General features: G+C 53.5%; 24 protein-coding genes and 1 pseudogene. 4 read left to right on the forward strand and 21 right to left on the reverse strand.

The genetic code is table 11. The features are described from left to right. Positions 1-64 precede the first annotated feature (64 nt). From K6123_RS11790 to K6123_RS11800, 3 genes are all read right to left on the reverse strand, one after another. The gene (locus tag K6123_RS11790; RefSeq protein WP_221797946.1) at positions 65-1,486 is read right to left on the reverse strand and encodes a hypothetical protein; all 1,422 of its coding nucleotides are present in this window, start codon (positions 1,484-1,486) and stop codon (positions 65-67) included. After that, a complete protein-coding gene (locus tag K6123_RS11795; protein WP_221797947.1) occupies positions 1,483-2,925 on the reverse strand; it encodes a rhomboid family intramembrane serine protease in 1,443 nt (480 codons plus the stop codon). Before K6123_RS11795 ends, K6123_RS11790 begins: the two co-directional genes overlap by 4 nt. Before the next feature lie 170 nt (positions 2,926-3,095). Next, positions 3,096-4,250, reverse strand: a complete 1,155-nt coding sequence (locus tag K6123_RS11800; RefSeq protein ID WP_221797949.1) for an alginate lyase family protein — start codon at positions 4,248-4,250, stop codon at positions 3,096-3,098. Positions 4,251-4,548: 298 nt separating this feature from the next. Between K6123_RS11800 and K6123_RS11805 the strand changes: the two genes are divergently transcribed. The 3 genes from K6123_RS11805 to K6123_RS11815 are packed head-to-tail and all read left to right on the forward strand — an operon-like array spanning position 4,549 to position 7,716. After that, positions 4,549-5,418, forward strand: a complete 870-nt coding sequence (locus tag K6123_RS11805) for a putative selenate ABC transporter substrate-binding protein (RefSeq protein ID WP_221797951.1) — start codon at positions 4,549-4,551, stop codon at positions 5,416-5,418. A 10-nt stretch (positions 5,419-5,428) separates the two neighbouring features. Then, positions 5,429-6,196 carry an ATP-binding cassette domain-containing protein gene (locus K6123_RS11810; protein WP_221797952.1) on the forward strand — a complete coding sequence of 256 codons (768 nt, stop codon included), beginning with the start codon at positions 5,429-5,431 and terminating at the stop codon, positions 6,194-6,196. Beyond that, positions 6,196-7,716 carry a PhnE/PtxC family ABC transporter permease gene (locus tag K6123_RS11815; protein ID WP_246624758.1) on the forward strand — a complete coding sequence of 507 codons (1,521 nt, stop codon included), beginning with the start codon at positions 6,196-6,198 and terminating at the stop codon, positions 7,714-7,716. The genes K6123_RS11810 and K6123_RS11815 overlap by 1 nt, the downstream gene beginning before the upstream one ends. A gap of 16 nt (positions 7,717-7,732) precedes the next feature. On the opposite strand, the pseudogene K6123_RS11820 reads toward K6123_RS11815, so the two are convergent. The 12 genes and pseudogenes from K6123_RS11820 to K6123_RS11875 all read right to left on the reverse strand — a co-directional run. Then, positions 7,733-8,350 (reverse strand): annotated as a pseudogene (locus K6123_RS11820) (hypothetical protein); the annotation flags it as partial. Positions 8,351-8,577: 227 nt separating this feature from the next. Beyond that, positions 8,578-9,663, reverse strand: coding sequence for a cell division protein ZapE (zapE, locus tag K6123_RS11825; protein ID WP_221797957.1), 1,086 nt, complete (start codon positions 9,661-9,663; stop codon positions 8,578-8,580). 105 nt (positions 9,664-9,768) lie between these two features. Beyond that, complete coding sequence (locus K6123_RS11830; protein ID WP_221797959.1) at positions 9,769-10,494, reverse strand: type 1 glutamine amidotransferase; 726 nt, start codon at positions 10,492-10,494, stop codon at positions 9,769-9,771. A gap of 139 nt (positions 10,495-10,633) precedes the next feature. Beyond that, complete coding sequence (locus K6123_RS11835; protein WP_221797961.1) at positions 10,634-11,497, reverse strand: phytanoyl-CoA dioxygenase family protein; 864 nt, start codon at positions 11,495-11,497, stop codon at positions 10,634-10,636. A 69-nt stretch (positions 11,498-11,566) separates the two neighbouring features. Next, a complete protein-coding gene (glnT, locus tag K6123_RS11840; RefSeq protein WP_221797963.1) occupies positions 11,567-12,937 on the reverse strand; it encodes a type III glutamate--ammonia ligase in 1,371 nt (456 codons plus the stop codon). 136 nt (positions 12,938-13,073) lie between these two features. Then, the gene (gene qhpR / locus K6123_RS11845; RefSeq protein ID WP_221797965.1) at positions 13,074-14,126 is read right to left on the reverse strand and encodes an AraC-like transcriptional regulator QhpR; all 1,053 of its coding nucleotides are present in this window, start codon (positions 14,124-14,126) and stop codon (positions 13,074-13,076) included. An 84-nt stretch (positions 14,127-14,210) separates the two neighbouring features. Continuing rightward, positions 14,211-14,687: an FKBP-type peptidyl-prolyl cis-trans isomerase gene (locus K6123_RS11850; protein ID WP_221797967.1), complete on the reverse strand. Its 477-nt coding sequence runs from the start codon at positions 14,685-14,687 to the stop codon at positions 14,211-14,213. 32 nt (positions 14,688-14,719) lie between these two features. After that, positions 14,720-15,469 (reverse strand): DUF599 domain-containing protein, encoded by a 750-nt coding sequence (locus K6123_RS11855; RefSeq protein WP_246624778.1) that lies wholly within the window; start codon positions 15,467-15,469, stop codon positions 14,720-14,722. A 159-nt stretch (positions 15,470-15,628) separates the two neighbouring features. After that, positions 15,629-16,354: an arsenical resistance protein ArsH gene (gene arsH / locus K6123_RS11860; protein WP_246624759.1), complete on the reverse strand. Its 726-nt coding sequence runs from the start codon at positions 16,352-16,354 to the stop codon at positions 15,629-15,631. A 52-nt stretch (positions 16,355-16,406) separates the two neighbouring features. Continuing rightward, the gene (gene arsB / locus K6123_RS11865; protein WP_221797971.1) at positions 16,407-17,426 is read right to left on the reverse strand and encodes an ACR3 family arsenite efflux transporter; all 1,020 of its coding nucleotides are present in this window, start codon (positions 17,424-17,426) and stop codon (positions 16,407-16,409) included. Further along, positions 17,426-17,893, reverse strand: coding sequence for an arsenate reductase ArsC (locus K6123_RS11870; protein WP_221797973.1), 468 nt, complete (start codon positions 17,891-17,893; stop codon positions 17,426-17,428). Before K6123_RS11870 ends, arsB begins: the two co-directional genes overlap by 1 nt. A 45-nt stretch (positions 17,894-17,938) precedes the next feature. Then, the gene (locus tag K6123_RS11875) at positions 17,939-18,304 is read right to left on the reverse strand and encodes a metalloregulator ArsR/SmtB family transcription factor (RefSeq protein WP_221798470.1); all 366 of its coding nucleotides are present in this window, start codon (positions 18,302-18,304) and stop codon (positions 17,939-17,941) included. Between the two features lie 140 nt (positions 18,305-18,444). Between K6123_RS11875 and K6123_RS11880 the strand changes: the two genes are divergently transcribed. Next, on the forward strand, positions 18,445-19,722 hold the full coding sequence (locus tag K6123_RS11880; protein WP_343223987.1) for a TIGR03862 family flavoprotein: 1,278 nt from the start codon (positions 18,445-18,447) through the stop codon (positions 19,720-19,722). A gap of 205 nt (positions 19,723-19,927) precedes the next feature. Here the strand turns inward: K6123_RS11880 and K6123_RS11885 are convergent, their stop codons facing one another. From K6123_RS11885 to K6123_RS11910, 6 genes are all read right to left on the reverse strand, one after another. Next, a complete protein-coding gene (locus tag K6123_RS11885; protein WP_221797974.1) occupies positions 19,928-20,296 on the reverse strand; it encodes a hypothetical protein in 369 nt (122 codons plus the stop codon). Positions 20,297-20,332: 36 nt separating this feature from the next. Beyond that, on the reverse strand, positions 20,333-21,004 hold the full coding sequence (locus tag K6123_RS11890) for an SDR family oxidoreductase (protein ID WP_221797976.1): 672 nt from the start codon (positions 21,002-21,004) through the stop codon (positions 20,333-20,335). Between the two features lie 119 nt (positions 21,005-21,123). Then, positions 21,124-22,305, reverse strand: coding sequence for an acyl-CoA desaturase (locus K6123_RS11895; RefSeq protein ID WP_221797978.1), 1,182 nt, complete (start codon positions 22,303-22,305; stop codon positions 21,124-21,126). A 196-nt stretch (positions 22,306-22,501) separates the two neighbouring features. After that, positions 22,502-23,725, reverse strand: a complete 1,224-nt coding sequence (gene nqrF, locus K6123_RS11900; protein ID WP_221797980.1) for an NADH:ubiquinone reductase (Na(+)-transporting) subunit F — start codon at positions 23,723-23,725, stop codon at positions 22,502-22,504. A 12-nt stretch (positions 23,726-23,737) separates the two neighbouring features. Then, positions 23,738-24,352, reverse strand: coding sequence for an NADH:ubiquinone reductase (Na(+)-transporting) subunit E (gene nqrE, locus K6123_RS11905; RefSeq protein WP_221797983.1), 615 nt, complete (start codon positions 24,350-24,352; stop codon positions 23,738-23,740). Continuing rightward, positions 24,352-25,014: an NADH:ubiquinone reductase (Na(+)-transporting) subunit D gene (locus tag K6123_RS11910; RefSeq protein ID WP_246624761.1), complete on the reverse strand. Its 663-nt coding sequence runs from the start codon at positions 25,012-25,014 to the stop codon at positions 24,352-24,354. The genes nqrE and K6123_RS11910 overlap by 1 nt, the downstream gene beginning before the upstream one ends. Between the last annotated feature and the right edge of the window lies 1 nt (position 25,015).

The raw sequence follows: 25,015 nt of genomic DNA on the forward strand, positions 1-25,015 counted from the left end.
GTTGTGCCTCCATGAAATATTGACGTTAATATACACAAAGTTACCTGAATTGGTCGTCAGTAAATTATCGTGCTGAACCGGTAGTGCCCTGCATTGCCGACAACTGCTGAATAAACCGGTGACATTGTTGTGCTTGTCGCTCCATCCCCGGCATATTGTGCAAAACCTGCTGCATCAGATGATATGCCTCCAGAACCGAAGACTTACTCGCCTTGAGCTTATGGAAACCATTGAGCAGGGCCAATGCGCGTTTAAAGTCACCTTGTTGAAACCAGCCATGTGCCAACATCAAACGTAACTTGCCGGAAGCTGGGAGATAGCTCGCCCAAATCGCCAGAATATCTTTATGCGGGGACAGCATTTGCTCCACAGCTCGACTGCCTGTAAACAACAAATACTGATCCAGAATTTGCTGGGCTTCCTGCAAAGGGAGGGTAATTTTTTGCTGCTTTGCCTCTAGCAGCTTACCAGGCAACGTGCCCAGCAAAAGTCGATAACGCAGGTTTTGAAGTTCAGGATCTCCCGGCAATTCACCCAATAACTGCCCCAATAACCGGTCAGCATCCTGCCAGCGAGCAGACAACAGCAGAATGCGCAAGCGATCCATTTGTAGCTGGCGGTTGGTACGTTGCAGATCAAAGGACGGTTCTATCGTGCCAGCGATCCCTAATACCCGCTGATTCTGGTAGATCATGTAGCCCATCAGATGGAACAACACCATCATGTAATAGTTGCTAATAAAATCGGCCAGTGGCATGAAGAGTGTTTGCTGCTCCTGTAGCAGACCTGAAAGAAATTCAACAGAGCCATACATCACCAAAATCAGCCCCAGTAACAACCAGTATTGCAGCCCCAACCGAGTAATCAGCTTGATCGCCATCCAGGGGTTTAAAGCCGCAGTAAAACGATCTGTCATACCAAAATTGATCAAACAGGCAGGTACTATCAGTACGATCAGAGCAGAAACCAGTTCATGATATGGCGCAGCCAGAGCCGCCAATCCACCATATGCCGCACCGAAGGCTACAAATAACAGTATCAAGCGGAAAAAAAGTGACATGCTTCCAGAAAAGGCTGACAGCACTGGCGGTGCCTCCATTTCCCCTTGCGCAGTGTCCGTCAGGCAAGTGAACCAGTACTTGAAAAACACAGCCGCCAGGAGTACCGAACCAAGGCCCTGCAGTACCGGAGAATAAGATCGGAGGATTTCTGTAATCACTGCTGACACAATCAATAACAACAGCACCGGGAGACGCAGCGGATAGCGGAAGCTCTTGTCTATACGACGCCAGAACGGCTCGACATCGACTGGTACTCCAGCGTACAAAATGTGACTGCCACAGTTCCCACACACCAACTCACCGCCATTTTGATACTGTCTATCGTCGACGCAATGTTCACACAATTCGGAGTCGCATTCAGGGCAGTGATAAAGTGCACCGGTTAATGGGTGCCAGCTGCAAAAATCCGTTATTTGAGATTTCATGATGGCATGCCCTCCCGCCGATAATCTGCAATTTGCTGGTATTTTTGCTGACGATTTCGATCACCGGATCGGGCATTGGCAAGCGCCAGAGACCTTGCAAGTTGCTGGATATCCGGAGTAATGCAGGAAGGATCAAACAGTTGACGAAAAATCAGCTCTGCGATTCGATGATGAACGCTTCCTGCCAGTTGCTCAGCAATCTGTATACGGCTTCGAACATCAACACGAGTATGTAATTCAGGGTGCTCGGACCAAAGGGTCACCGCCTTCAGCCGCTCATCATCACGGATATCCTCAGTCAACATCAGATCGGCCAGAGCATTCGCTGCTTCGCTATGTGACTGTGCCAACTGCAACTGAAATACCAGCAACCGCAAACGAAAATCCAGGTGGCCATGTTCTCGCATGTCTGCCAGTACATCCAGCGCCATTGGGAAACGAGCGGCGGCAGTCAGATCAAACGCCTTGGCACGTTTAAGCTGTTGACCGTCGACGGCCTGATTCGCCTCAATGTATCTGACATTCAGCGCTGATGGTCGCAGCAGATACAAGGCCGCCATCATGCCAGCTCCCGCGACAAAACCTCCGGCGTGAGCCATATAGGCAATCATCGACTCGCCACCGCTACCAATGTAATCCAGTAATTCCTTGCCAACGTAAAGCGGTAAAACCAACAATGCAGGGGCTCTGAAATACCCTGCGAAGATGTATACCCAGTAGAAAAACTCTATTTTTCGTAGCCGAAAAACCGCCAGATACATGGCCATCACGCCAGAAATTGCTGCAGATGCACCTATCAGCGGAGTCGTAGTCGTTGTACCTTCAACCCAGACATACAACAGACCACCCAGCCCTCCCGACACCAGATAAAATGCCAAAAATAATAGTGGTCCTATTGCGGCCTCAACGGCGAAACCACAAAACACCAGAAAGACCATATTGCCCACCAGGTGCATAGTGTCGCCATGAAGGAATTGATAGCTGATAAAGTTGAGCGGTGAAGGGTCTGCCGCAACCAGACCATACTTGCCTGCCAGATCATTGCCGAAAGACTTAGCAATCTGCTCCCGGGTCGATAGCCAAGACTCGAATGCCTGCTGATCCAAAGCGCCCAGCAAATGGGGATGCTGCTGCAGGTACGGATAAAACCCCGGATCTCCAAGCTGCTCACTGGCGAGGGCCAGATATTCCTGTTCCGTGTAGAGATCCAGCACCCGCTCAAGATCATCCGGATCGTTTTGCAAGACCCAGGACTGATAAGCTGGCCATTCTTGCTGCTGCATTCCACTATCGACATAGCGCTGAAAGGCAGTGTAACGATCATTATCTGCAACAGCTTGCCAAAAGAAAAACGCCAGCAAATTCAACACAACCAGTGTGATCAGCGCCACTGGTGGTCGCTGCCAGTCGATATGTTTCTCGACGGGTAAAATAACCATATCACACTCCTTGTGTCGTCAGTTCAGCGACTATAGCACCACAATTCTTTTACAAACCAGCAATGAGCCAGCCATTTGAGACGTTGCTTTAATGTCATCCCATGATGGCAACGGAAACCATAAAAAAGGGAGCCAAAGGCTCCCTTGAAGGACGTATAACCGTGATCCGACTATTCCAGATAAACCTGGCATTCCTCTGGAATGGTTTCAGCAGTATCGGTTGGATGGGTCCAGTCAGACCAGCCAACGTTTTTACCAGGATTCGACGGAATAGTGGCGGTAAAGCTGGTGCCATACACATAGTTGATAATATGCGGCTGCCAGGTGTCATCCCCCACTGCCGGATAGTCCGCCACCTCGTTCAGCCAGGTGAACGCCCGCAGAATGGCCTTGTCTTCCCAGTTCCAGACGTCATACCCGAGACGGTCGAGTAGCACGGCCTGGGCAACGGCACCCTGCAAGGCAGAATAGACGTAGTTTTCCTTTGGTGGTGGCCAGCTGAATTCACCACCACGACGCATATCATCCGGCAGCACACCATCTACATCGTAACCATCAATAGTGGCTCCCAGCGGGTTAATACCAACCGGGTTATCCGGGTCGTATTGCCACCAGTCATCCTTGAATTTGAAACTGGCGTAGAGGGTGCGGTCACCCAGCCAGGCTTTGAAAATTTTGGCAGCCCGGGCGACACCATCTTCATCACCCAGATAAGCAGAAATCGCAATGCGGGTCGCACCGGCGAATGTGCCCCAGTTATTCGGCCGTTTTTCATGGGTGGAGATCAGGGTTTTACCGGAGGGAAATTCGTAGTCGAGCATTTCGGTGATCCATTCACGAAACTCCTCGTCGTCATCATCTGGCAGCTTCACCAGATCCGCGGCCAATACATAGGCAATCAATTCCTTGCCTAGCGGCAGGGTGTCAGCATCATCACCGTTTTCGGTGCCAATAGCCGCCATCACGGATTCAATGACTTCGTCGCGATAACTGCTTTCACCAGTTCGGGCATAGACCAGTGCTTTGGCCAGCACATTGACGTTGGTTTCGTCATCCTGGTCAGAGACGTTGGGGTTGCTGGTATCTTCGCTGGCGGCTTCCAGCATATTGTCCCAGGCATCACCTGACGTCGGCAGGGTTGCCAGCCTGGAAGCATCGATCCAGAGATAATCGCCGGGGAAAACCGGAGCGCCCGGATAAGCGGTGGTGTCATCAAGGTCGACAGCCTGAACCGGCAGCGTCAGGGTTGCCGCCAGTGCCACGGTCGCGAAGGAAAGCTTCCTCCGTCCCCAATTAGCCAGCTGGCGTAAAGTTGCATAGTCCATTTCTTTCATCCCTGTGAGTATGAAGGAGGTACTAGACTAGCAGCGCCACAATGACCACAGTGTGACCTGCACAGCAAGATTTCCAGACAAGCTATCAGCTTTACACAAACGGCACTATTGGCCCGTTAGGCCCCCTTACCGTCGCGGAAATTGTCAGTCGTTCGTCAAGAACCCCCGGAAAATACCCGCTTCACTGGCTGCCCAAAGCCATGGCATCTGAGGTAACATGCGCGCGTCCAAATTTACGCGCCCCTTTGAACGGTGCGATCACAACCATCCCTGTGAGGAACCCCCGGAGATGAAACTCTTCCAACGCCTGGTAGCATCCGCTGCCCTGTTGGCGGCAGCTGCCGTCGCTCAAGCTGAAACCTTTGTTTTCACTGCTATTCCTGATCAGGACGAAAGCCGTCTGAACGAACGTTTTGGCAAGGTCGCAGACTACCTGTCCGAACAGCTTGACGTTGAAGTGAAATACATCCCGGTGAAATCCTACGCCGCTGCCATCACCGCCTTCCGCAACAATCAGGTGCAACTGGCCTGGTTCGGCGGCTTGTCTGGTGTTCAGGCCCGTCGTCTGGTACCAGATTCCGAAGCACTGGCGCAAGGTGTTGAAGACGAGCAATTCAAAAGCTACATCATTGCCAACCGTAAAGTGGCGCTGACCATTAACGAAGATCTGGCCAGCTATGCTGACGTCATGAAAGGCAAGACCTTCACCTTCGGTTCCAAGGGTTCTACCTCTGGCCGCCTGATGCCGGAATATTTCCTCCGTGAAGCCTTCAACAAGGCGCCGGATGAGCTGTTCGACCGCGTTGGTTTCTCTGGCGACCACAGCCGTACGGTAACCCAGGTTGAATCCGGTGCCTGGGACTTCGGCGCGGTGAACTTCAGCGTGTGGGACGACATGGTTGCCCAGGGTCAGGTCAACACCGACAAGGTTCAGGTGATCTGGACTTCACCAACCTACCCTGACTACCAATGGACCATCCGTGGCGACGTTGACGGCAAGTTCGGCAATGGCTTCAAAGACAAGGTTCGCAGCGCCCTGTTGAACATGAAAGACAAGGATCTGCTGAAGAGCTTCCCGCGTGAAGGCTTTATCCCGGCCACCAACGCCGACTACGCGCCAATCGAAACCACTGCCAAGGCCATTGGCCTGCTGGACTGATCGTTAGTCCATGGCACTGTTTTCCCTGCAGCAGCAATCGCTGGGTTATGCTGGCCGGATCGTCCTGAGGGATATTTCCCTGACGATCCGGGCCGGTGAAAAAATTGCCCTGGTCGGCCCTTCCGGTGCCGGCAAATCCACCCTGCTGCACCATTTGCATCAGCTCCAGCCCGACCAGATTGCCCTCTGCCCACAAGCCGACGGTCTGGTTGAGCTGTTGTCGGCCTACCACAATATTTTTATGGGCGGTCTGGACCGCGTCAGCCCGCTGGCTGCCATGTGGAACCTGATCCGGCCATTGGCGCAAGCGCGCCAGCAAGTCGCGCAAGTAGCTCGCCAACTGGGCATCGAAGCCCAACTGTGGCAATCGGTTGACCGGCTGTCTGGCGGCCAGCGCCAGCGTGTCGCCCTCGGCCGCGCCCTCTACCGCCAACAAGCCATCTTTCTCGGTGACGAACCGGTTTCGGCGCTCGACCCGCTACAAGGCAAACTGCTGCTGGAATCTGTGCTGAGCCAGCATCAAACTGCGGTTGTCTGTATGCACAACCCGGAGCTGACGCTGGCGCTGTTCGACCGGGTGATTGCGGTTGCCAACGGCGGTATCCTGTTTGATCGCCCTGCCAGTGAACTGAGTCAGCACGATTTCGACGCGCTTTATCAAGGCGGCTCAATGACTGACGAACACGCCTCAAACCAACCCACCGCAGACCAGGGCTTGCCCACCAGCTGCATCAGCCCGGCCCAACCCGGCTTCAACCAGTCAAACCGGGAGCAGTAATGCTGCCAGCCCTGCTGACCCGTCAGGAAACCCATTCGTCTGCCCGCCGCCTGACCGCCATTATTGGCCTGCTCTGGCTGGCAGCACTGGTTTGTCTGCCGTGGGCCGATCTGGATATTCGCGCTACCGAGCCGCTGGACGAACTGGCGCGTATCGGCTGGGGACTGATAACCCCGGGTTGGGATGATCCTGCATCGCTGGTGCAGGCGTTAGGCCAGACTGTCGCCTTTGCACTGCTGGCGGTAGCGATTTCCGCCCCGCTGGGATTATTGGCAGCGCTGATGTTTCACTGGTGGCCAGTACGTTTATTAGCCGCTGCCCTGCGTTCGGTCCACGAGATTTTCTGGGCGCTGATTTTTATGCAGATCTGGGGGCTTAGCGCCACCACAGGTTTGCTGGCCATTCTGGTGCCCTACACCGGCGTGTTCACCAAGGTGTTTGCCGAAACCCTGGCACTGCAAAACCGCACACCGGAACAGAGCCTGCCACCGGCCTGGCGACTGATTCGCTGGCTTTACACCCGTATTCCCCAGGCCTTGCCGCCGCTGTTGCAATACACCCGCTACCGCTTTGAATGCGCACTCAGATCCAGCGCTATTCTCGGTTTTATCGGCCTGCCAACACTGGGCTTCCATCTGGAAACCGCCTTTAAACAAGGCCAATACAGTGAGGCGGCCATGCTGCTATGGGCCTTTGTGGCCCTGATCGCCAGCATCCGTTATTGGCTGCGCCCCAAACTGATCCCTGTCTATCTGTTGATTGCCATCTGGCTGCTACCGGAAACCATCGGCTTCAGTAACCCCGGCTATTTATGGCAATTTATCAGTCAGGATATCTGGCCAGCACCGCTGCTGGCCGGTGACCTCAGTGGCACGTTCGACTGGTACTGGAAACTGTTGTCCGGTCAGGCCTGGCAAGGTTTGCTGCAAACCCTGTTGCTATCACAGCTGGCGCTGCTGCTAACCCTGTTGATTGTGTTGCTGGTGTATCCGCTGGCCACCAGACGGCTGGTCGGCCCGAAAATCTGGTGGCCCGGTCGTTTGCTGCTGTTGCTGATGCGCTCGACACCGGAAATGGTGATGGCCTACGTATTTCTGTTATTACTCGGGCCATCCGGTTTGCCAGCCGTACTCGCCCTGGCGATCCATAACGGTGGCCTGATCGGCTTTCTGGTGGCGGGCAAAAGCGAAATGGAATACCAGCGCCAGCAACAACAGCCGCTGCAGGAACCTTCCGGCCTGCTGCTCTACAGCTATGTCGAAACCCCACGCCAGCTGCCTGCACTACTGGCCTGGCTATTCTATCGCTGGGAAGTGATCCTGCGCGAAAGCGCAATTCTGGGGATTCTGGGCATTACCACACTCGGCTTCTATATCGACTCGGCGTTTGAAGAAATCCGTTACGACCGCGCCTTTATGCTGATTCTGGTGACAGCACTGCTGAATATGCTGGTCGACGGGGTATCGCGCTGGCTGCGACGACTGGCCGAACCGCAAGCTGTGTCGGCTGGGCGGGGTTAAACAATTTTTTCAGGCGCTAATGTCTGTTCCTGTCAGACCTCTCCAGCGACCAGCATTGAACCCTGTCCAAATAATTTTCCGGTATCAAATATACCTTCCCATGCCATAAAGCTTCGTAATATATCCTGTCGTACTGGTTAAAAAATATTTTTCTGAAGTGAGAATTTTTAAACAAAACTACTTTTCCTGTCAGATATATATCTGCACTTTGTATCACAACAACAGGCTTGCCTATCGGCCCCTCCAGCACATAACCAGTCCAGCCATATTTCAGAAAGAATCTGTAATCATCAGCACCTTCATATCCACCCAGAACATCATACTCATAAAAAACAGCGTGATCTAATTCAGCTGCCCGACTGAACCCATCGAAAGAACCGGTAGGGCAATTGGATTTCAGATAATAGAATTCAGTCAGAAAAACCCCGGCAGATACTTTTATGGGGAAAAAGATTAAAAATAAAACCACCACAATAAAACGGTCATGTCCAGCCATTAAACCTGCACAGCTAGTCCAATAACTTCTCATACGTAAAAAGCCTCTCACATTCGCATTGAAATATGCCCCTTGGGATCTGGAATATTTAAGAGCAAAAAAATTAGAGTTAGTCACGCCTTCATATCTATAAACACTGTCACTCGAAAATCCTAATCTTTAACAACCCCAAAGCAAATCCATCCAATTTCCTACAAAGAATTTCCAAAACCAATAATAAAGTACCACTCAAAGAACCGAACTCATACCAGACTCAAACCAAAGACTGATATATATCCAATAAATATATAAATAGAAGTGCATTAAAACCTGACCTGACCAACGTCAGGCCTGGCTTCAATAAACATCAAGGGAGGATCTGTCAGTTAATAAGACGACGACTGCATTTCCATCAAACGACTGATCAGTCGTGTGGTGTCTTCTTCAAAACGTTCATCCTGCAGCAGTTCAATAATCGGTTGTTCGGCGGTCAATAGCAGCCGACGGCGGTATTCATAGAGTACGTCCACCAGCCAGATCAGTCGTCGCAAGGTATTGGGATTGAGCAAGCGGTTAGCGCTGATGCCGGTGACCACAAAGGAGTCGTAGCATTCGACCAGTGCCAGGTAATCCAGATGACTGTGTGGTTTTTCGCAGGCTTCGCGGAAGTCGAGCCAGACAATGCCTTCATGACCAGCCTGCTCTTCAGAGTCGTCAGGCCTCTCCTGCACCATCCGCACCGGCATAAACCGGTTACGCACCGGCACCTTGATTGCCACTTCGGCAGGCGGTATTTGCGTCAGCCCCAGCCGTTCAATAATGGCTGCTTCGCTGCTGCTGTCGGCCGGTGAAAAATAACAGTCGTGTTCAATATCATCACGGTAACGATAATCGCGCTCGCCATTCAGCGTCATTACCTCGAAGTATTTTTCGATCATGGCGATGCAGCCTAACGCCCGATGGTGAACGTCCGGGTCTGGCAGCAAGTTGACCGGTTCGTAGTTGGAGGTCAGCACCACAAACACCTGCCTTTTCAGCAGCACTTCCAAAAAACGCTCCAGCAGAATCACGTCAGCAACGTCGTGGAGGTGGAATTCGTCGAGGCAATACATGCGGTATTCGTCGGCAACCCGGTTGGCCATTACCGCCAGATAGTCGGTTTCGCCATGGTTGGCGTTCATGCCATCGTGCAGGTCGCGCAGGAAGTTATGGTAATGAATGCGTTTGGCTGGCAGCTGGGCGTTGGCAAACAAGGCGTCCATCAGCATGGTTTTGCCACGACCTGGTCGGCCCCACATATAGGCGCTGCGCAGCGGCTTTTTCAACAGACTGAAGCCATCAACGGTTTTGCAGGCGCGTCCCTGCAATCTCATCAGGGTTTCAATAACCTGCTGTTGGGTCTCATCCAGCTGGATCTGGTGGTCGGCAAAATAACGGTCGATAGACATCACTTCGGGCACTTGTTGCGACAAAAAGCCCGCAGCCTTGACCGCGGGAAACAGGGAACGAAGGATTCTAGTGAAGAATGTTGCGAAACACAGCAGTTTCCGCTGTAAAGCAATGTTTCGGATTGATCTTTATGAACAACCAGCGACGTCCAGCCAACGATTCACCAGAGTGCGAGCAAAGGCTGTTTGCGCCTGCTGGTACTGGTTGAAGTCCTGATCGACCTGCTGAATCAGCCGGGCAACCACCGACTCGTTGTGATTGGGGTTACCCACCAGTTCACGCCGGGTCCAGGTATCAACAATGGCCGGTGTCACTTCAAAGTGGCACTGGAAAGCCCAGGTTTTATTGCCGAGCCGGAATCCCTGGTTGATCACCTTGTCGCCACGTAACAGTGGTACCGCCCCCGCCGGCAAGTCGAAGGTGTCGGAGTGCATTTCAAACAACCGTTGCTGGCTGTCCAGCCCCTTCAGCAAGGCATCGTCTGCAGCGGCTTCACACAATTGCAGACTGGTGAAACCGTATTCCAGAAAACCCTGCGGTTTGACCTGGCCACCAAAGGCATAAGCAATCGACTGACAACCCAGACAGGAACCCAGAATCGCCTTGTCGGCCCGATAAAACTGATGAATGCAGTCGGCCAGTCGATCGAAATAGTTTTTAAGCTGCGGGTCGTAAACACTGGGTTCACCGCCAAATACAATTAGTGCATCGTACTGACTAACGTCCGGCAGGCCCTGGTCGTAACGGCGATAGAACCACACCAGTTCAGCACCGCGTTCGGCCACTACTTCACCAATACGGCCGGATTCAACGTCACCATCCATGCCGCCTGCCATAATGGCTGCGATTTTCATTGCTTCGCTCCTGCGGCGCTCGCCGCTGTGTTGCCAATAAATTCGGGATTACCCGGGGCGATCAGTCAGCGGCACTTGCGAGTGAGCCGGTGACTGATGGGTAATCCCAAAACCGTAATATTCGATTTACCAAGCGGGGTTATTTACCCTTACCAGCCAGAAATTCATCCAGTCCCGGGGTGCGGTAGCCGTCTTTGGTCCAGGTGATCGGGAAGTAGGATTCATCGACTTCATTGGAACCAAATTTTTTGTACTTGCCATAAATCGGCCCGTTACCAATATCCATCTTGTCCGGGTTGAACTGGATATCGTGCTGGAAGAAGTGCATTGCCATCGCCCGGCGCGGTACATCGGCCTTGTTGATCCGCGAACCGTGCCAGGTCCAGCCGTCGTGGAACGCACAGCCACCTTTGGGCACCACCACCGGTACCAGCTCCAGTTCCAGGTTATTGGCTTCCGCCCATTCCCGGACTTCCTTGAGGTCATCCTCCGGGCCATGGAACTGCATAATAGGTTTGGCTTCACCCCACTTGTGCGAACCCTTGACGTACACCAGAGTACCGCCTTCAGCAGTGGTGTCGTCCAGCGCCAGCCAGCAGCTCACCAGTTCAGGCTTATCAATCCAGAGCGAATACATGCTGTCCTGGTGAAAGCCAATCGGACGTCCGGCTGGTGGCTTCCACAGCAGGTTATCAATCATCAGTCGACTACCCTGCCAGCCGCCCAGCTGGGCACACAAGCGCCCCATATCTTCCGACAAAGCCTGACGGGCGACCGTCAGGTCTGCCTTCCAGGCGTTACAAATCTGTTTGGTGTAGGGCGGGTTTCCCTGCGGCAAATTGACTTCGTCAGGCTTGATGCCGGTGTCGAACTCACCTTTCTCGAACAGGGGTTCGAAACGCTCACGAATCTGGTCGGCGATTTCCGGCTCAACCAGCTTTTCGACAATCAGGAAACCATCGCGGCGAAACTGTTCGACCTGTTGTTGGCTTAATTCAATCATGGTGTGCTCCTGCGGCTGTCCGGCAGCCGCTCCATAAACGGATGTTGATTCGGTTCAGAATGGGTTAAATCAGTAGAAGGTCAGGTAGCGCTCGGTTTCCCACTCGGAAACCGTACGGTGGTATTCGTGCCACTCATCGCGCTTGAGCTTGATAAAGCTGCCGATCAGCCGTTCGCCCAGCGCGTCTTTCAGCACCTGGTCGGACGCCAGGGCATCAAGCGCGTCCTTGAGTGTCTCTGGCAGCCGTTCGACGCCCATCTCGGTAATCTGGGCCAGCGTCATGTCGTAGAAATTGAGCGAATGAGGCTCCGGCGCTTGCAGCTCGCGGTCAATACCATCCAGCCCAGCGGCAATAATGGCAGCCGTGGCCAGGTAGGGATTCATGGCGCTGTCGCCAATACGCACTTCCAGCCGACCATAGGGAATCCGCACCATCGCCGACCGGTTGTTATCGCCGTAGGCAATAAACACGGGCGCCCAGCTGGGCCGCTCAGCCGTGCCAATCATCAGTCGCTTGTAGGAATTCACAGATGGACACAACAAGGCGCATAGTCCATGTGCGTGCTGCATCACCCCGGCAATAAAGTGGTAGGCCAGTTTCGACAGCCCCATGCCGTTACCATCACTGTCGTCGTTAAACAGGTTGGTGCCCTGCTCGTCGACCAGCGAACAATGCACGTGCATGCCGTTACCTGTGGTATTGGCGTTCAGTTTCGGCAGGAAGCTGGCAATGGCACCGACGTTATTGGCGATTTCCCGCGCCGCCATCTTGAAGAAGGTAATGTTGTCGGCCGACTGCATGGCTTCGTCGTATTTGAAGTTCATTTCAAACTGGCCGTTGGCGTCTTCGTGGTCGATCTGATAGACCTCCAGGCCGACCGCCTTGAGCGACTTGTGCATGCCTTCCAGAAACGCCGTATTACGGGTGATACCGCGGTAGTCGTAGGTTGGCTGTCGCATATCGTCGGTGCTGTCGAACGGCTTGATCGAACCGTCTTCATCCCGCCGCAGCAAGTAGAACTCCGGCTCCAGCCCGGTCATCAGCCTCCAGCCACGCTTGGCCAGCCGTTCTGTCTGCGCCGCCAGCACGTTGCGTGGATCCATTTCATAGGCTTCGCCACTGACCGTACCAACACCTCGCACACTGGCATAACCCGGTAACCAGGGCAGCAAGGTCAGGGTCTGCAGATCAGCCACCAGCATGTATTCCGGGTCCTGCGGTGACATATCAAAACCCAGAATGGCACCACCGGCAAAACCGGCACCGTCAGTGGTGAGATCCTGCAGACATTCCACAGGCACCGACTTGCTTTTGATTCCACCATGCAAATCGACAAACTGCGCCAGCAGATAATTCACGCCATTGGCGGCCAGAAACTCACGAGCGGCTTGCAGCGCGTTGTGCGGCGGACAAACCCAGATGCTTGATACTTCAGACATGATTCCATCCTCTGTTGTCGGGATGGATTCAGTATCCGGCTGCGGGGCGGATTTACCCTTGACCGCTGGAACCGCAGATTTGATATCTGGTGCCAATCGTCTTTATCGATCTGGCACCGACTGTCAAAGCTCTGGCTTACTGGCTGCGCCAGTCTGAAGGATTGACCTGTTTCCAGCGCACAAAGGCACGGGTAAAGGCACTGATCTCGGAGTAACCAAGCCGAAAGGCGATTTCTGAAATCGTCAGCTGGTTGTAGTTGAGGTAGTACTCGGCGAGGGTTTCACGTACTTCTTCCAGCAGGGAGCTGAATGAATAGCCGTCGGTCGCCAGCTGGCGTTGCAATGAACGGCGCGACAGGAACAGACGGCCAGCGACTTCATCAATGGTCGCCGCACCTTCTGGCAGCAGCTCGATCACTTCCGATTTCACCCGCTGTGATATCGACAGGGTTTGCGCCTGTTGCTGCGCCAGCTCCATCATCGAACCCAGCGCAATATTATGCAGCATGCTGTTGGCGTCCGGCATTGGCTGTTGCAGACAGGACTGCCGGAACAGAATCACGTTACGCTGCTGATTAAAGCGAACATCGCACTCGAAGGCGTCCCGATGAGGCACGGCATCAACCAGCGCCGGATGCTGAAAATGCACTTCCAGCGGTGCCCAGCCCTTGCCCATGCCCCGTTTCAGCACATTGTTCAACATCCCAATGGTGAGCTCGGCATCCTGTCGACGATCCATGATATCGCCATCCAGAAGCTTGTATTCGAGCAGGCAAAGGTCGTCCTGCTGCTCGAATTTGAGCAAGCTGTTGCGTTGGAAAACGTGGAAATACTGCTCCATACCACGAACAGCAGTACCAACATCCGGCGCGCTGATGGCGTGATAGCCAAACAGACCCAGCCCTTCTGGCTGAAACTGTTCACCAAACCATAGGCCAAAATGCTCGTTACCCGTCGCTCGGGCCGCTTCGTGCATGGAGTTACAGTAGTGTTTGAGGGAAATATGCCGATTAGGCTGTTGATACAGCCCCTGTTGCAGACCGGCTCGCGATAGCACTTCGGTACTACGCGCGCCCTGGGAATCAATAAAGTCTTCCAGCCCAACGGTGGCAGAAGCCAGCACGCTGGACTCGGCACGCACCATTGAGCGGCGGGTTTTCAATGCTGTAGGAGCCAGACCAGCAGTCATTGGAATTCTCTCTGAGAATTAAATATTACTCAGAAAGCAATTTTCAAACCATTTTGTGAGGTCACCGCATCACTCAGGACGGGATCAGTCTTCGAAAGACAACAGCTCAACTTCAAAAATCAGTGTGCTGCCAGGCAGAATCTTGCCAGCTCGCTGTTTGCCATAGCCCAGTTCAGCCGGGATATAGAAACGGTTTTTCTGACCTTTGGTCATCAGCTGCACACCTTCCGTCCAGCCAGGAATGACCTGATTAAGCCGGAATGAAATCGGCTCACCTCGTTTTACCGAACTGTCGAAGACCGTGCCGTCGATCAGGGTACCGTGATAATGCACGGTCACTTTGGTTTTCGGGCCTGGATGCACACCGCCATCGCCCGGCTGCAGCACTTCGTATTGCAAGCCAGATGCGGTGGTTTCAACACCATCTTGCTGGCCATTTTGTTCCAGAAAGGCACGCCCGGCTGCGATATTTTCTTCAGCACCCTTGCTGCCGATACCGGCCTTGCGCAAGGCATAGCCCAACAGGATGGCAATCGCTGCCACCGCAATAATATCAACCATATCCAGTGATCCGTTCGGTTCGAGTACAGAGCTCAGTAATTGGAAAGTTCGTTGTCGTCGCTGGCGAGTTTATCACCCACGTGTTCGATCATCTTCAGGGCTTTCAACGAACGTGAAAGGAATTCCCGCTCATACAGAATCCCGACAATCACAGCCGCTGCTGCCATCAGCAACCAGACGTTGACGAACCACAACAGCAATGCCAAAGAGAAATAGAAAGCCCGCAAGCCGTTGTTATAGCTGTGGCTGGCCTGATCAATCACCTTGGCAGCATAGATCGCAAAGCTGCGGCGGTCAGCGGGAGTGACGCTGTTGTCATTCGGCATAGGAGCAGCGCCTACCAGCGCGGAGGCAAAACCGAACTGGCGCATCGACCAGGTAAAAGTAAAAAAGGCGTAGATAAATACACATATCATCACCACCACCTTGATTTCCATGGCCAGAATGGAGTCGATGGTAGCGAAGGAGATTTTCGATAGCATGTCGCGGATTTCATGCACTGCGGTCAGGGCGGTCAACAAACCGGCCAACACCAGCACACAGGAAGAAGCAAAGAAGTTGACGTTACGTTCAACGTTGGCCAGCAAGGCCGCATCGCCGACCCGTACTTCGCGGGTCAGCAGCCGTCGCATCCAGTTGATCCGGTGCACGTGCATCACGGATGACAGTGACGCCGTGCGAGTGGCCATAAATTTGGCGAATTGGCTGTAGGCAATCCAACAGAACAGAAACCAGATCAAACCGACCCAGTTCATAAATCCAATGACGTCTTCCTGTGGCATATTCAAAACCGGCTATCCTGCACTAACGGCGGTTGTTGCCTGAAGGCCAAGCTCCCCCAGACTCAAAAGAGTCGCGTATTCAACCAAAGTCTGAGCCCACATGCCATTCCCTGCATCAAGGAATGGCTGCTCTGGCCTGTCCTGTAACAGTCGTTCGATCTAACTGATGTCCTCAGCACGCACTGAAACCCGCTTGAGCAGTTCTTCGGCGCTTTCCTTGCGCTCGGAGTAGCGATCAACCAGGTAGTCGCCGCGATCACGTACCAGATAGGTGAATTTCACCAGTTCTTCCATCACATCAACAATTCGGTCGTAATAGCTCGATGGCTTCATACGGTCGTTGTCGTCGAACTCCAGCCAGGCTTTTGGTAACGACGACTGGTTTGGAATGGTCACCATCCTCATCCAGCGCCCCAGCACCCGCAGCTGGTTCACGACATTGAACGACTGCGACCCACCACACACCTGCATCACCGCCAGAGTTTTGCCCTGGGTCGGACGAATTGCCCCCATGGTCAACGGAATCCAGTCGATCTGGGCCTTCATGATAGCTGTCATGGCGCCATGTCGCTCCGGCGAGCACCAGACCATGCCTTCACACCATTGCACCAGTTCCCGCAGTTCCTGCACTTTCGGATGTTCAACTTCAGCATCATCCGGCAGTGGCAGGCCCGATGGATTAAAGGTCCGGGTATCGGCGCCCATTGCCTGCAGCAGCCGCGCCGCTTCTTCCGCCGTCAAGCGACTGAAAGAGCGCTGCCGCAAGGATCCGTACAGCAACAGAATACGCGGCTTATGACTACTGGCCGGTGCCCTGAACAGGGCCTCCGATGTAGGTATATGAAACAGTTCTTCTGCCAGATTCGGCATTTCATGTTCGCTCATTGGACAACTCCTCTCGACAACTGGCTGTCTAACCGCTCAGTCGTTAACGCACTCAGTTTTCAAACCAGTGCCGGGTACGGTTGGCTATCGCCACCAGTGACAACATCACAGGTACTTCCACCAACACCCCAACCACGGTTGCCAACGCCGCGCCGGATTGCAAACCAAACAGCGAAATCGCGACCGCAACCGCCAATTCGAAGAAGTTACTGGTGCCGATCATACAAGCCGGTGCAGCAATATTATGGGCCAGCTTCAGGCGTTTTGCCGCCCAGTAGGCCACCACAAAAATACCGTAGGTCTGCAGCATCAGAGGAATGGCGATCAGCACAATATCAAACGGCTTTTCAACGATAACCGGCGCCTGCAGGCCAAACAGAATCACCACAGTGGCAATCAGCCCCATAATCGAGAACGGCTTGATTTTCGCCAGCAGGCTGTCCAGCTCGTGGGTATCCTTCTGCTTCACCAGCGCCTTGCGGGTAAGCCAACCCGCGACCAGGGGCAATACCACGTACAAAACCACAGACAGCAGCAGCGTTTGCCAGGGCACCTGTACGTCACTAATACCCAGCAACAGGGCCGCCAGTGGCGCAAAGGCAAAAATCATGATGATGTCATTAATCGATACCTGCACCAGAGTGTAATTCGGATCCCCCTTGGTCAGCTGACTCCAGACAAATACCATCGCAGTACAGGGCGCGACGCCCAGCAGGATCATGCCAGCGATGTATTCGCTGGCGGTTTGCGGATCAACCCAGCTGGCGAACAGTACCTTGAAGAACAGCCAACCCAGCAAAGCCATGCTGAAGGGCTTGATCAGCCAATTGATGACCAGTGTCAGCAGCAGACCTTTGGGCTTTTTGCCAACGTCCTTGATAGCAGCAAAATCGACCTGCACCATCATCGGATAGATCATCAACCAGATCAGCACCGCCACCGCCAGATTGACGCTGGCGACTTCCAGTGCGGCAATGGCTTCAAACAGGCCAGGCATCAGCAGTCCCAACACGATCCCGGCGACAATACCGGCACCGACCCAGAGGGTCAGGTAACGTTCAAAAATGCCCATCAGTACACCTCGGCCAGCGCTTGCAGCTGTTGTTGCAGAGTGGCCTGGTCGACTGTCAGATCGAGCTGATTGACCTGTTCCAGACGGGCACTAAGAGTCCCGATCAGACTGTGGAAGGCCCGCTCCTGATCATCGCCACCGGGCAATTTGGATGGATCCGCCAGGCCCCAATGGACCTTTTTGCCAGCGCCGATCCACAGCGGGCAGGCTTCGTTGGCGGCGTTGTCGCAAACGGTGATAACAAAATCCGGTGCAAAGCTTTCAAACTCATCCCACGACTGGCTTTGCAGGCCACTGACATCAATTCCATGTACCGCCAGCGCTGCCAGTGAGCCCGGATAAACCTGTCCGGCCGGTTGACTGCCAGCGCTACGAACTTCAAAACCCGGCTTTAATACGTGGCGTGCGACGGCTTCCGCACAAATACTGCGACAACGATTATGCGTACAAACAAACAGCAACTTCATGGGTTGTTGACCTCAGGGTTTATCAGGGCAGCAGCTCAGCTGCTATCAAAAACTGGCATTCGGCCGCGGCTGACAACAGCCCGGCAAGGATTCTTTTGGCTGACAGGCGGACATACGCTCAACGGCTTCCGCGATATAACCCTGGTGATGAACAGACAACTGTTCGAGCACCGCCCAGGTGCCGGTTTCCAGCGCGGGATTGAGGCTGTAATAGACCCACTGACCGCGTTTTTCGTCCAGCAACAAACCAGCCTTGCGCAACAGTGCCAGATGGCGCGACACCTTCGGCTGACTCAGCAGTAGGGCTTCGGTCAGCTCGCATACGCACAACTCGCCATAACGCTGAATCAGCATCAAGGTGGTCAGGCGGGTTTCATCCGCCAGCAGTTTGAACAATTCCAGTGGTGTCATAGCGTTTTTCATTTGTGCCCATGTATATATGCGCCAAATCATATATACGTTTTTCCAGATATACAAACCTGCACACGACAATCTCGCCCAGCCCCCAAATCAGGTAAACTGCGCCGTCTGACTGATATCCGGAGTTATTTGTGAGCAGCACTTCCCTTTCCAGCCCAACTTCTACCAGCGTCGCCGTGATTGGCGCCGGTCCTGCCGGACTGATGGCCGCCGAACAGCTGGTTAACGCCGGGCTCACAGTCGAAGTGTTTGACGCCATGCCAAGCGTCGCGCGCAAATTTTTGCTGGCCGGTATTGGCGGCATGAACATTACCCACTCCGAGCCATACGCAGACTTTGTACAGCGCTATGGTGCCGAAGCCGCTCAACTCAAGCCCGCTCTGGATCAGCTGCCGCCAGAACAATTGCGCCAATGGATTCACCAGCTGGGAATCGACACCTTTGTTGGCACCTCGGGACGGGTTTTTCCGACCGATATGAAAGCCGCTCCGCTGTTGCGGGCCTGGCTGCAACGGCTGAAAGCCGCTGGCGTGGTGTTTCACCAGCGCCATCGCTGGACTGGCTGGAACCCAATGCCAGACTCAGATTCAGGCTGCGCAGCCCAACACTGGTGTTTTGACACCCCGAATGGTTCGATTGAACGCCAGTTTGATGCGGTCGTACTGGCACTTGGCGGTGCCAGCTGGCAACGCCTGGGATCTGACGGCCGCTGGCAACCCTGGTTGCAACAGGCTGGAATTGCAGTTACCCCACTGGTAGCGGCCAACTGTGGCTTTGAAGTGGACTGGAGTGATTATCTGAAGGAGAAGTTCGCTGGCGCTCCGATCAAGCACGTGGCGCTGTCACTGACCGACAATCAGGGTCAGCGGTGGCAAAAAACCGGCGAGTTTGTAATCAGTGCCTACGGTCTTGAAGGCAGTTTGATCTATGCCCTCAGCCGTCCGATGCGCGAACTGTTGCAAGCTGGCAAGCCGGTTAACCTGCTACTCGACTGGCTGCCGCACACCTCACTGAAAGAACTTGAACAGAAACTCAGCCAACCGCGTGGAAAATTGTCGTTCAGCAACTGGTTGCGCAAGAAGCTCAAGCTGCCAGCTGTCGCCAATTCACTGTTGCGGGACTGTTTGCCGGAACTCGACCTGAACAATCCGCAAGCGCTGGCTAACGCGATCAAGGCGATGCCATTACAGCCGTTACGCACCCGGCCAATTGATGAAGCCATTTCGTCGGCGGGCGGCGTGCAGTGGAATGCTCTTGATGAAGACTTGATGCTGAAACAGCTGCCAGGCGTCTTTGTCGCGGGTGAAATGATGGACTGGGAAGCGCCAACCGGCGGCTATTTGCTGACCGCCTGTTTTGCGACAGGCATGCGGGCGGGCCAAGCGGCGGCCAGGTTTATTCAGGGTTAGAAAACGGCGTCCGGGTTATTAACGGACTCGAATATACGTCATTCCAGACTTGCTCTGGAATCCAGCCTGCAGTGCAATTTGCTGCGCAGCATGGTGCCCAAATCTGGCAAGCTCGCTTGGGAAGACGCGTAATTTGCTGGCATCCAGAATCGGGAAACAAACGGAGCCCCATATGCAAAAGCAAAGGGCCCCGATTTGTTAGTGATTAATGGTCGTGATCGTGGTCGTGATCGCACTCATCAAAATCAATCGCCATGTACACCTGACTCTGCGGGAAATCCGCCGGATAAGCCATAAAATACTGGGTTTCGGCGTCCACTGGCCACCAGCAGGAAGCAGCACGCGGAACCTCAGCGTACTCTACCCGCTCAATGCAGTAATGCAGTTTCTGGTATTCGGCTTCCGGGAAGTCCGCCAGAAACGCAGCTGGAAAACCGTCGACAGAAGTGTCGATCTTGTTTTCATCAGACAGGGCCTTGAGCTTGCCTTCCCACGCAGAATCCTGGGTGCATTCAATCAGGAAGTCGCCCAGCAAGCGGGTGTGTTGTTTTTTGGTGATACGGGCGTTAGCCATAGTCGATCCTGTTTACTGAAAAATGTTGAAAGCGGATTACCAGGGCAGCTGCTGGCCATTGGAGTGCCAGAAGCTACCGGTGTTTTCGAGTGTCAGCTCATCAATCCGTGTGGCCAGGCCTGCAGCCGCCTGTTCCGGGGTAATGTCACCGGCAAAGTTAACCATACGAGTCTGCACAAAACCGGGATGCAGTTGGGCAACCGCAATGCCTTTCGGTTTCAGGTCTATCGCCAGGCTTTTGCCGAACGCATTAAGCGCCGCCTTGGAAGCCCGATAACCATAATAGGCACCAGAACCGTTATCTTCCATCGAGCCCATACGACTGGTGATATTGGCGATCTTGCTACCCGCCGCCATAAACGGCAACAAGGCATAACTGACCATCAGGGGTGCAATACTGTTGACTTCAAACTGCTGGCGAATCTGATCGAAATCCATGCTGTCGAGGGTTTCGTTAAGAAAGATACCGGCGTTGTTGATCAATAAATCCAGTGGTTCATCCAGCAGCTGCTCAACGATGGACTGCACCGCGCCGACTGATGCTTCATCGGTCACATCAATACCGGCAATGGTCGCATCCGCCAGCTCGTCGAGTTCATCAGACGATTCCCGGCATACTGCCAGCACCTGATAACCACGCTCACTGTACAGTCGCACCAGTTCGAGGCCAATACCACGGTTGGCGCCTGTAATCAGCACAGAAGGCATTTGCTGCTCCTTTGTCGAGGGATTCAATGAGCGGCCATACTAACGGCGCTCCCAGCCAGCTGCAATGCATAAACAGGAACAAAAAACCGCCCATTAAGGGCGGTTTGGCAGCACGATCGTCAGGCCGGAGCCAGTTCAGCAACCAGCAAGCTCAGACGCTTGTGCTGCATCTGCAGCTTGTATTCAATTTCCTTGAAACGGGTACGAATGGCCGCCGCCTGCCATTTGTCGGCAAGGTTCTGTTTGGTGGTTACGTAACGCTCAGCCTGCAGGTTGGTCCAGTCGTTCAGCATCGTCTTGAAGTGTTCGTACTCCTGTTCCAGCACCCCACTCCAGCGCTGGTGATCATCCGCCTGCAACTGACTGGCTGCCAGATTTTGCTCAGCCCGTTTGAACTGCATCTGGATTTTGGCACGCTGAATCTTGAAATCGGACACCGTCTTCAGGTTCCAGGTCAAACCAACCCAGGAACAGGCCTTGATAAACCATTTGGTCGGATCCCAGTGATACCAACGAATGCCGTTACGGTAGTCGGTCTGAAAAATGTGATGATAGTTGTGATACCCCTCACCGTGGGTCAGGAAGGCGAAAAACGGGTTGTCACGAGCCGTGTTCTCATCGGTATAGGGTTGGGTTCCCCACTTGTGGGCAATGGAATTAATAAAGAAAGTGACATGATGGGTGGTAAACAGGCGCAGCAAACCGGCCAGCAGTAACATGCCCCAGACATCACCAAAGATCACTCCAAGCAGCAACGGCAAACCAATGTTCATCGCCGCCACAATCCAGAAATAGTATTTCTCCTGCCATACCACCACCGGGTCTTTCAGCAGGTTTTTAACGTTTTTGTGATCGGTCACGCCCGCCGGATACCGCCGCAGCATCCAGCCAATGTGGGAATACCACAAACCACGTCGGGCGGAATACGGATCCTTGTCTTCGTCATCAACGTGCTTGTGATGGGTACGGTGGCCAGAAGCCCATTCCAGAATGGTGTTCTGCAGCGCCGAAGCGCCCCACAAGGCATACCATACCCGTAACAGCCAGTGCGCTTCATAAGCACTGTGGGACCACAGTCGGTGATAGCCACCCGTTATTGCCATACCCGTCAGCCAGGTGATAACAACATAGGCGATCCAGGCCGGTGCCTGATAGCCATAGGTAAAGCCATACCAGGGAACCAGGATGATTACCCCCAGAAATGAACCGGCAAACATGATCGCCGGACCCCAATACAGAGGTGGCTTTTGCCCATCAGAAGAAGTCGAAGCAGCACGGTCAGAAGAGTTCTTTTCAGTCATGATCGGTCACTACAGTTTTGTGTCATTTTTTGTTTATTGTGATCAAGATAGCAGATCAGCTCACAAAACGATGCAGGCAAACCGTTGCGACAGGTTATCCATTAGGCGGGTTTGTTCTGACGGGTCATAAAATACTGCCGTACAGATACAAAAAAGCCGCACAAAGGTGCGGCTTTTTGGCATTCAGATACGGGGATCAACCACCGAAATCGTCCAGCATGATGTTTTCAGGCTCAACACCCAGAGACAACAACATGTTGATCACTGACTGGTTCATGATTGGAGGCCCACACATGTAGTACTCACAATCTTCTGGCGCTTCGTGATCACGCAGGTACTGTTCATACAGTACGTTGTGAATGAAGCCGGTCAGACCGGTCCAGTTATCTTCTGGCTGTGGATCAGACATCGCCACGTGCCATTCGAAGTTGTCGTTTTCAGCAGCCAGTTGATCGTATTCGTCCTGATAGAACAGCTCACGCAGTGAACGTGCACCATACCAGAAGCTCATCTTGCGCTTGGAGTTCAGACGCTTGAGCTGGTCGAAGATGTGGGAACGCATAGGCGCCATACCCGCACCACCACCGATGAATACCATCTCGGCATCGGTATCCTTGGCGAAGAACTCACCAAATGGACCGTATACAGTTACCTTGTCACCTGGTTTCAGGTTGAACACGAAGGTAGACATGATGCCCGGCTGAATGCCCTTGGAACCTGGAGGTGGTGTTGCAATACGGATATTGAACTTAACCACACCCTTCTCTTCAGGGTAGTTCGCCATGGAGTACGCACGAATCGTGGTCTCGGTGTTAACTGCCTTGATGTTGAAGAAGCCAAAACGCTCCCAGTCACCACGGTATTCTTCCTGAATGTCGAAGTCAGAGAAGTTGATTTCGTACGGAGGACACTCCAGCTGTACATAACCGCCAGCGCGGAAATCAACGTTCTCACCTTCAGGCAGAGCCAGGGTCAGCTCCTTGATGAAGGTCGCCATGTTAGGGTTGGAAACAACCGTTGTTTCCCACTTCTTCACGCCAAACACTTCTTCAGGCACTTCTACCTTCATATCCTGTTTAACAGGAGTCTGACAGGACAGGCGCCAGCCTTCACGGGCCTCACCCTTGGTGAAGTGAGAAGCTTCCGTTGGCAGCATTTCACCACCACCATCAGTCACCTTGCACTTGCACTGGGCACAGGTACCGCCACCACCACAGGCAGAGGACAGGAAGATGTTGTTGGCAGCCAGAGTCTGCAACAGTTTACCGCCGGCTTCAGTGACAACTTCACGTTCACCGTTGATCAGGATTTTAACGTCGCCAGAGCTTACCAGCTTGGCGCGGGCGCCCAGAATGATGAATACCAGTGACAGTACAATCACGGTAAACATCACTACGCCCAGAATAATTTCGATATTCAAAACTTCGTCTCCTTACAGTGATACGCCAGAGAAGGACATGAAGCCAAGTGACATCAGACCAACAGTCATGAAGGTAATACCCAGACCCTGCAGACCTGCTGGCACGTCGCTGTACTTCAGCTTTTCACGAATACCGGCCAATGCTGTAATCGCCAGCGCCCAGCCCACACCGGAGCCAACGCCAAATACCGCGCTTTCAGCAAAGTTGTAGTCACGTTCAACCATGAACAGAACCGCACCCATGATGGCGCAGTTCACTGTGATCAACGGCAGGAATACACCCAGCGCGTTGTACAGTGCAGGTACATACTTATCCAGTACCATTTCCAGAATCTGCACCACAGCGGCAATAACACCAATGTAGGTCAGCAGACCCAGGAAGCTCAGGTCAACAGTAGCGAAATCAGGAGACGCCCACACCATCGCACCTTCCTTCAGGAACGAAGTGTAGATCAGGTTGTTGATCGGGGTACAAATACCCAGCACCACAACCACGGCGATACCCAGACCAATAGCGGTCTGGATTTTCTTGGAGATCGCCATAAAGGTACACATCCCCAGGAAGAATGACAGAGCCATGTTCTCAAGGAACACAGACCTGACGAACAGACTGATATAGTGTTCCATTAGTGACCTCCGGAGTGCTCAGTGTTTGGCAGAATCTTGAATTCAGCTTTTTCCACCAGCTCTTTCTTCCATGCACGCAGCGCCCAGATGAACAGTGCGATGATGAAGAAGGCAGATGGTGGCAGCAGCAGCAAACCGTTAGGCACATACCAGCCACCGTCTTTTACCAGCGGCAGGATTTCGAAGCCCAGCAGTTTACCCGCACCAAACAACTCACGGATGGTACCAACAGAGATCAGCATCAGGGAGTAACCCAGGCCGTTACCAATACCATCGAAGAAGCTCAGTACCGGACCATTCTTCATGGCGAAGGCTTCCGCGCGACCCATTACGATACAGTTGGTAATGATCAAACCGACGAATACCGACAGCTGCTTGCTGACATCATAGGCATAGGCCTTAAGGATCTGATCGACCACGATTACCAGCGAGGCAATAATGATCATCTGCACAATAATCCGGATATTGTTCGGAATCTGGTTACGAATCAGGGCGATACTGGCGCTGGAACAGGCTGTTACCAGAGTCAGGGCCACACACATTACCAGAGTCACTTTCAGACTGGTGGTTACCGCCAGCGCTGAACAGATACCCAGAATCTGAACCGCAATCGGGTTCTTGCCGAACAAGGGTTCGGTCAATACTTTCTTGATCTCAGACATG

This window comes from Oceanobacter mangrovi (genome assembly GCF_019740315.1).
Lineage (GTDB): Bacteria > Pseudomonadota > Gammaproteobacteria > Pseudomonadales > Oceanobacteraceae > Oceanobacter > Oceanobacter mangrovi.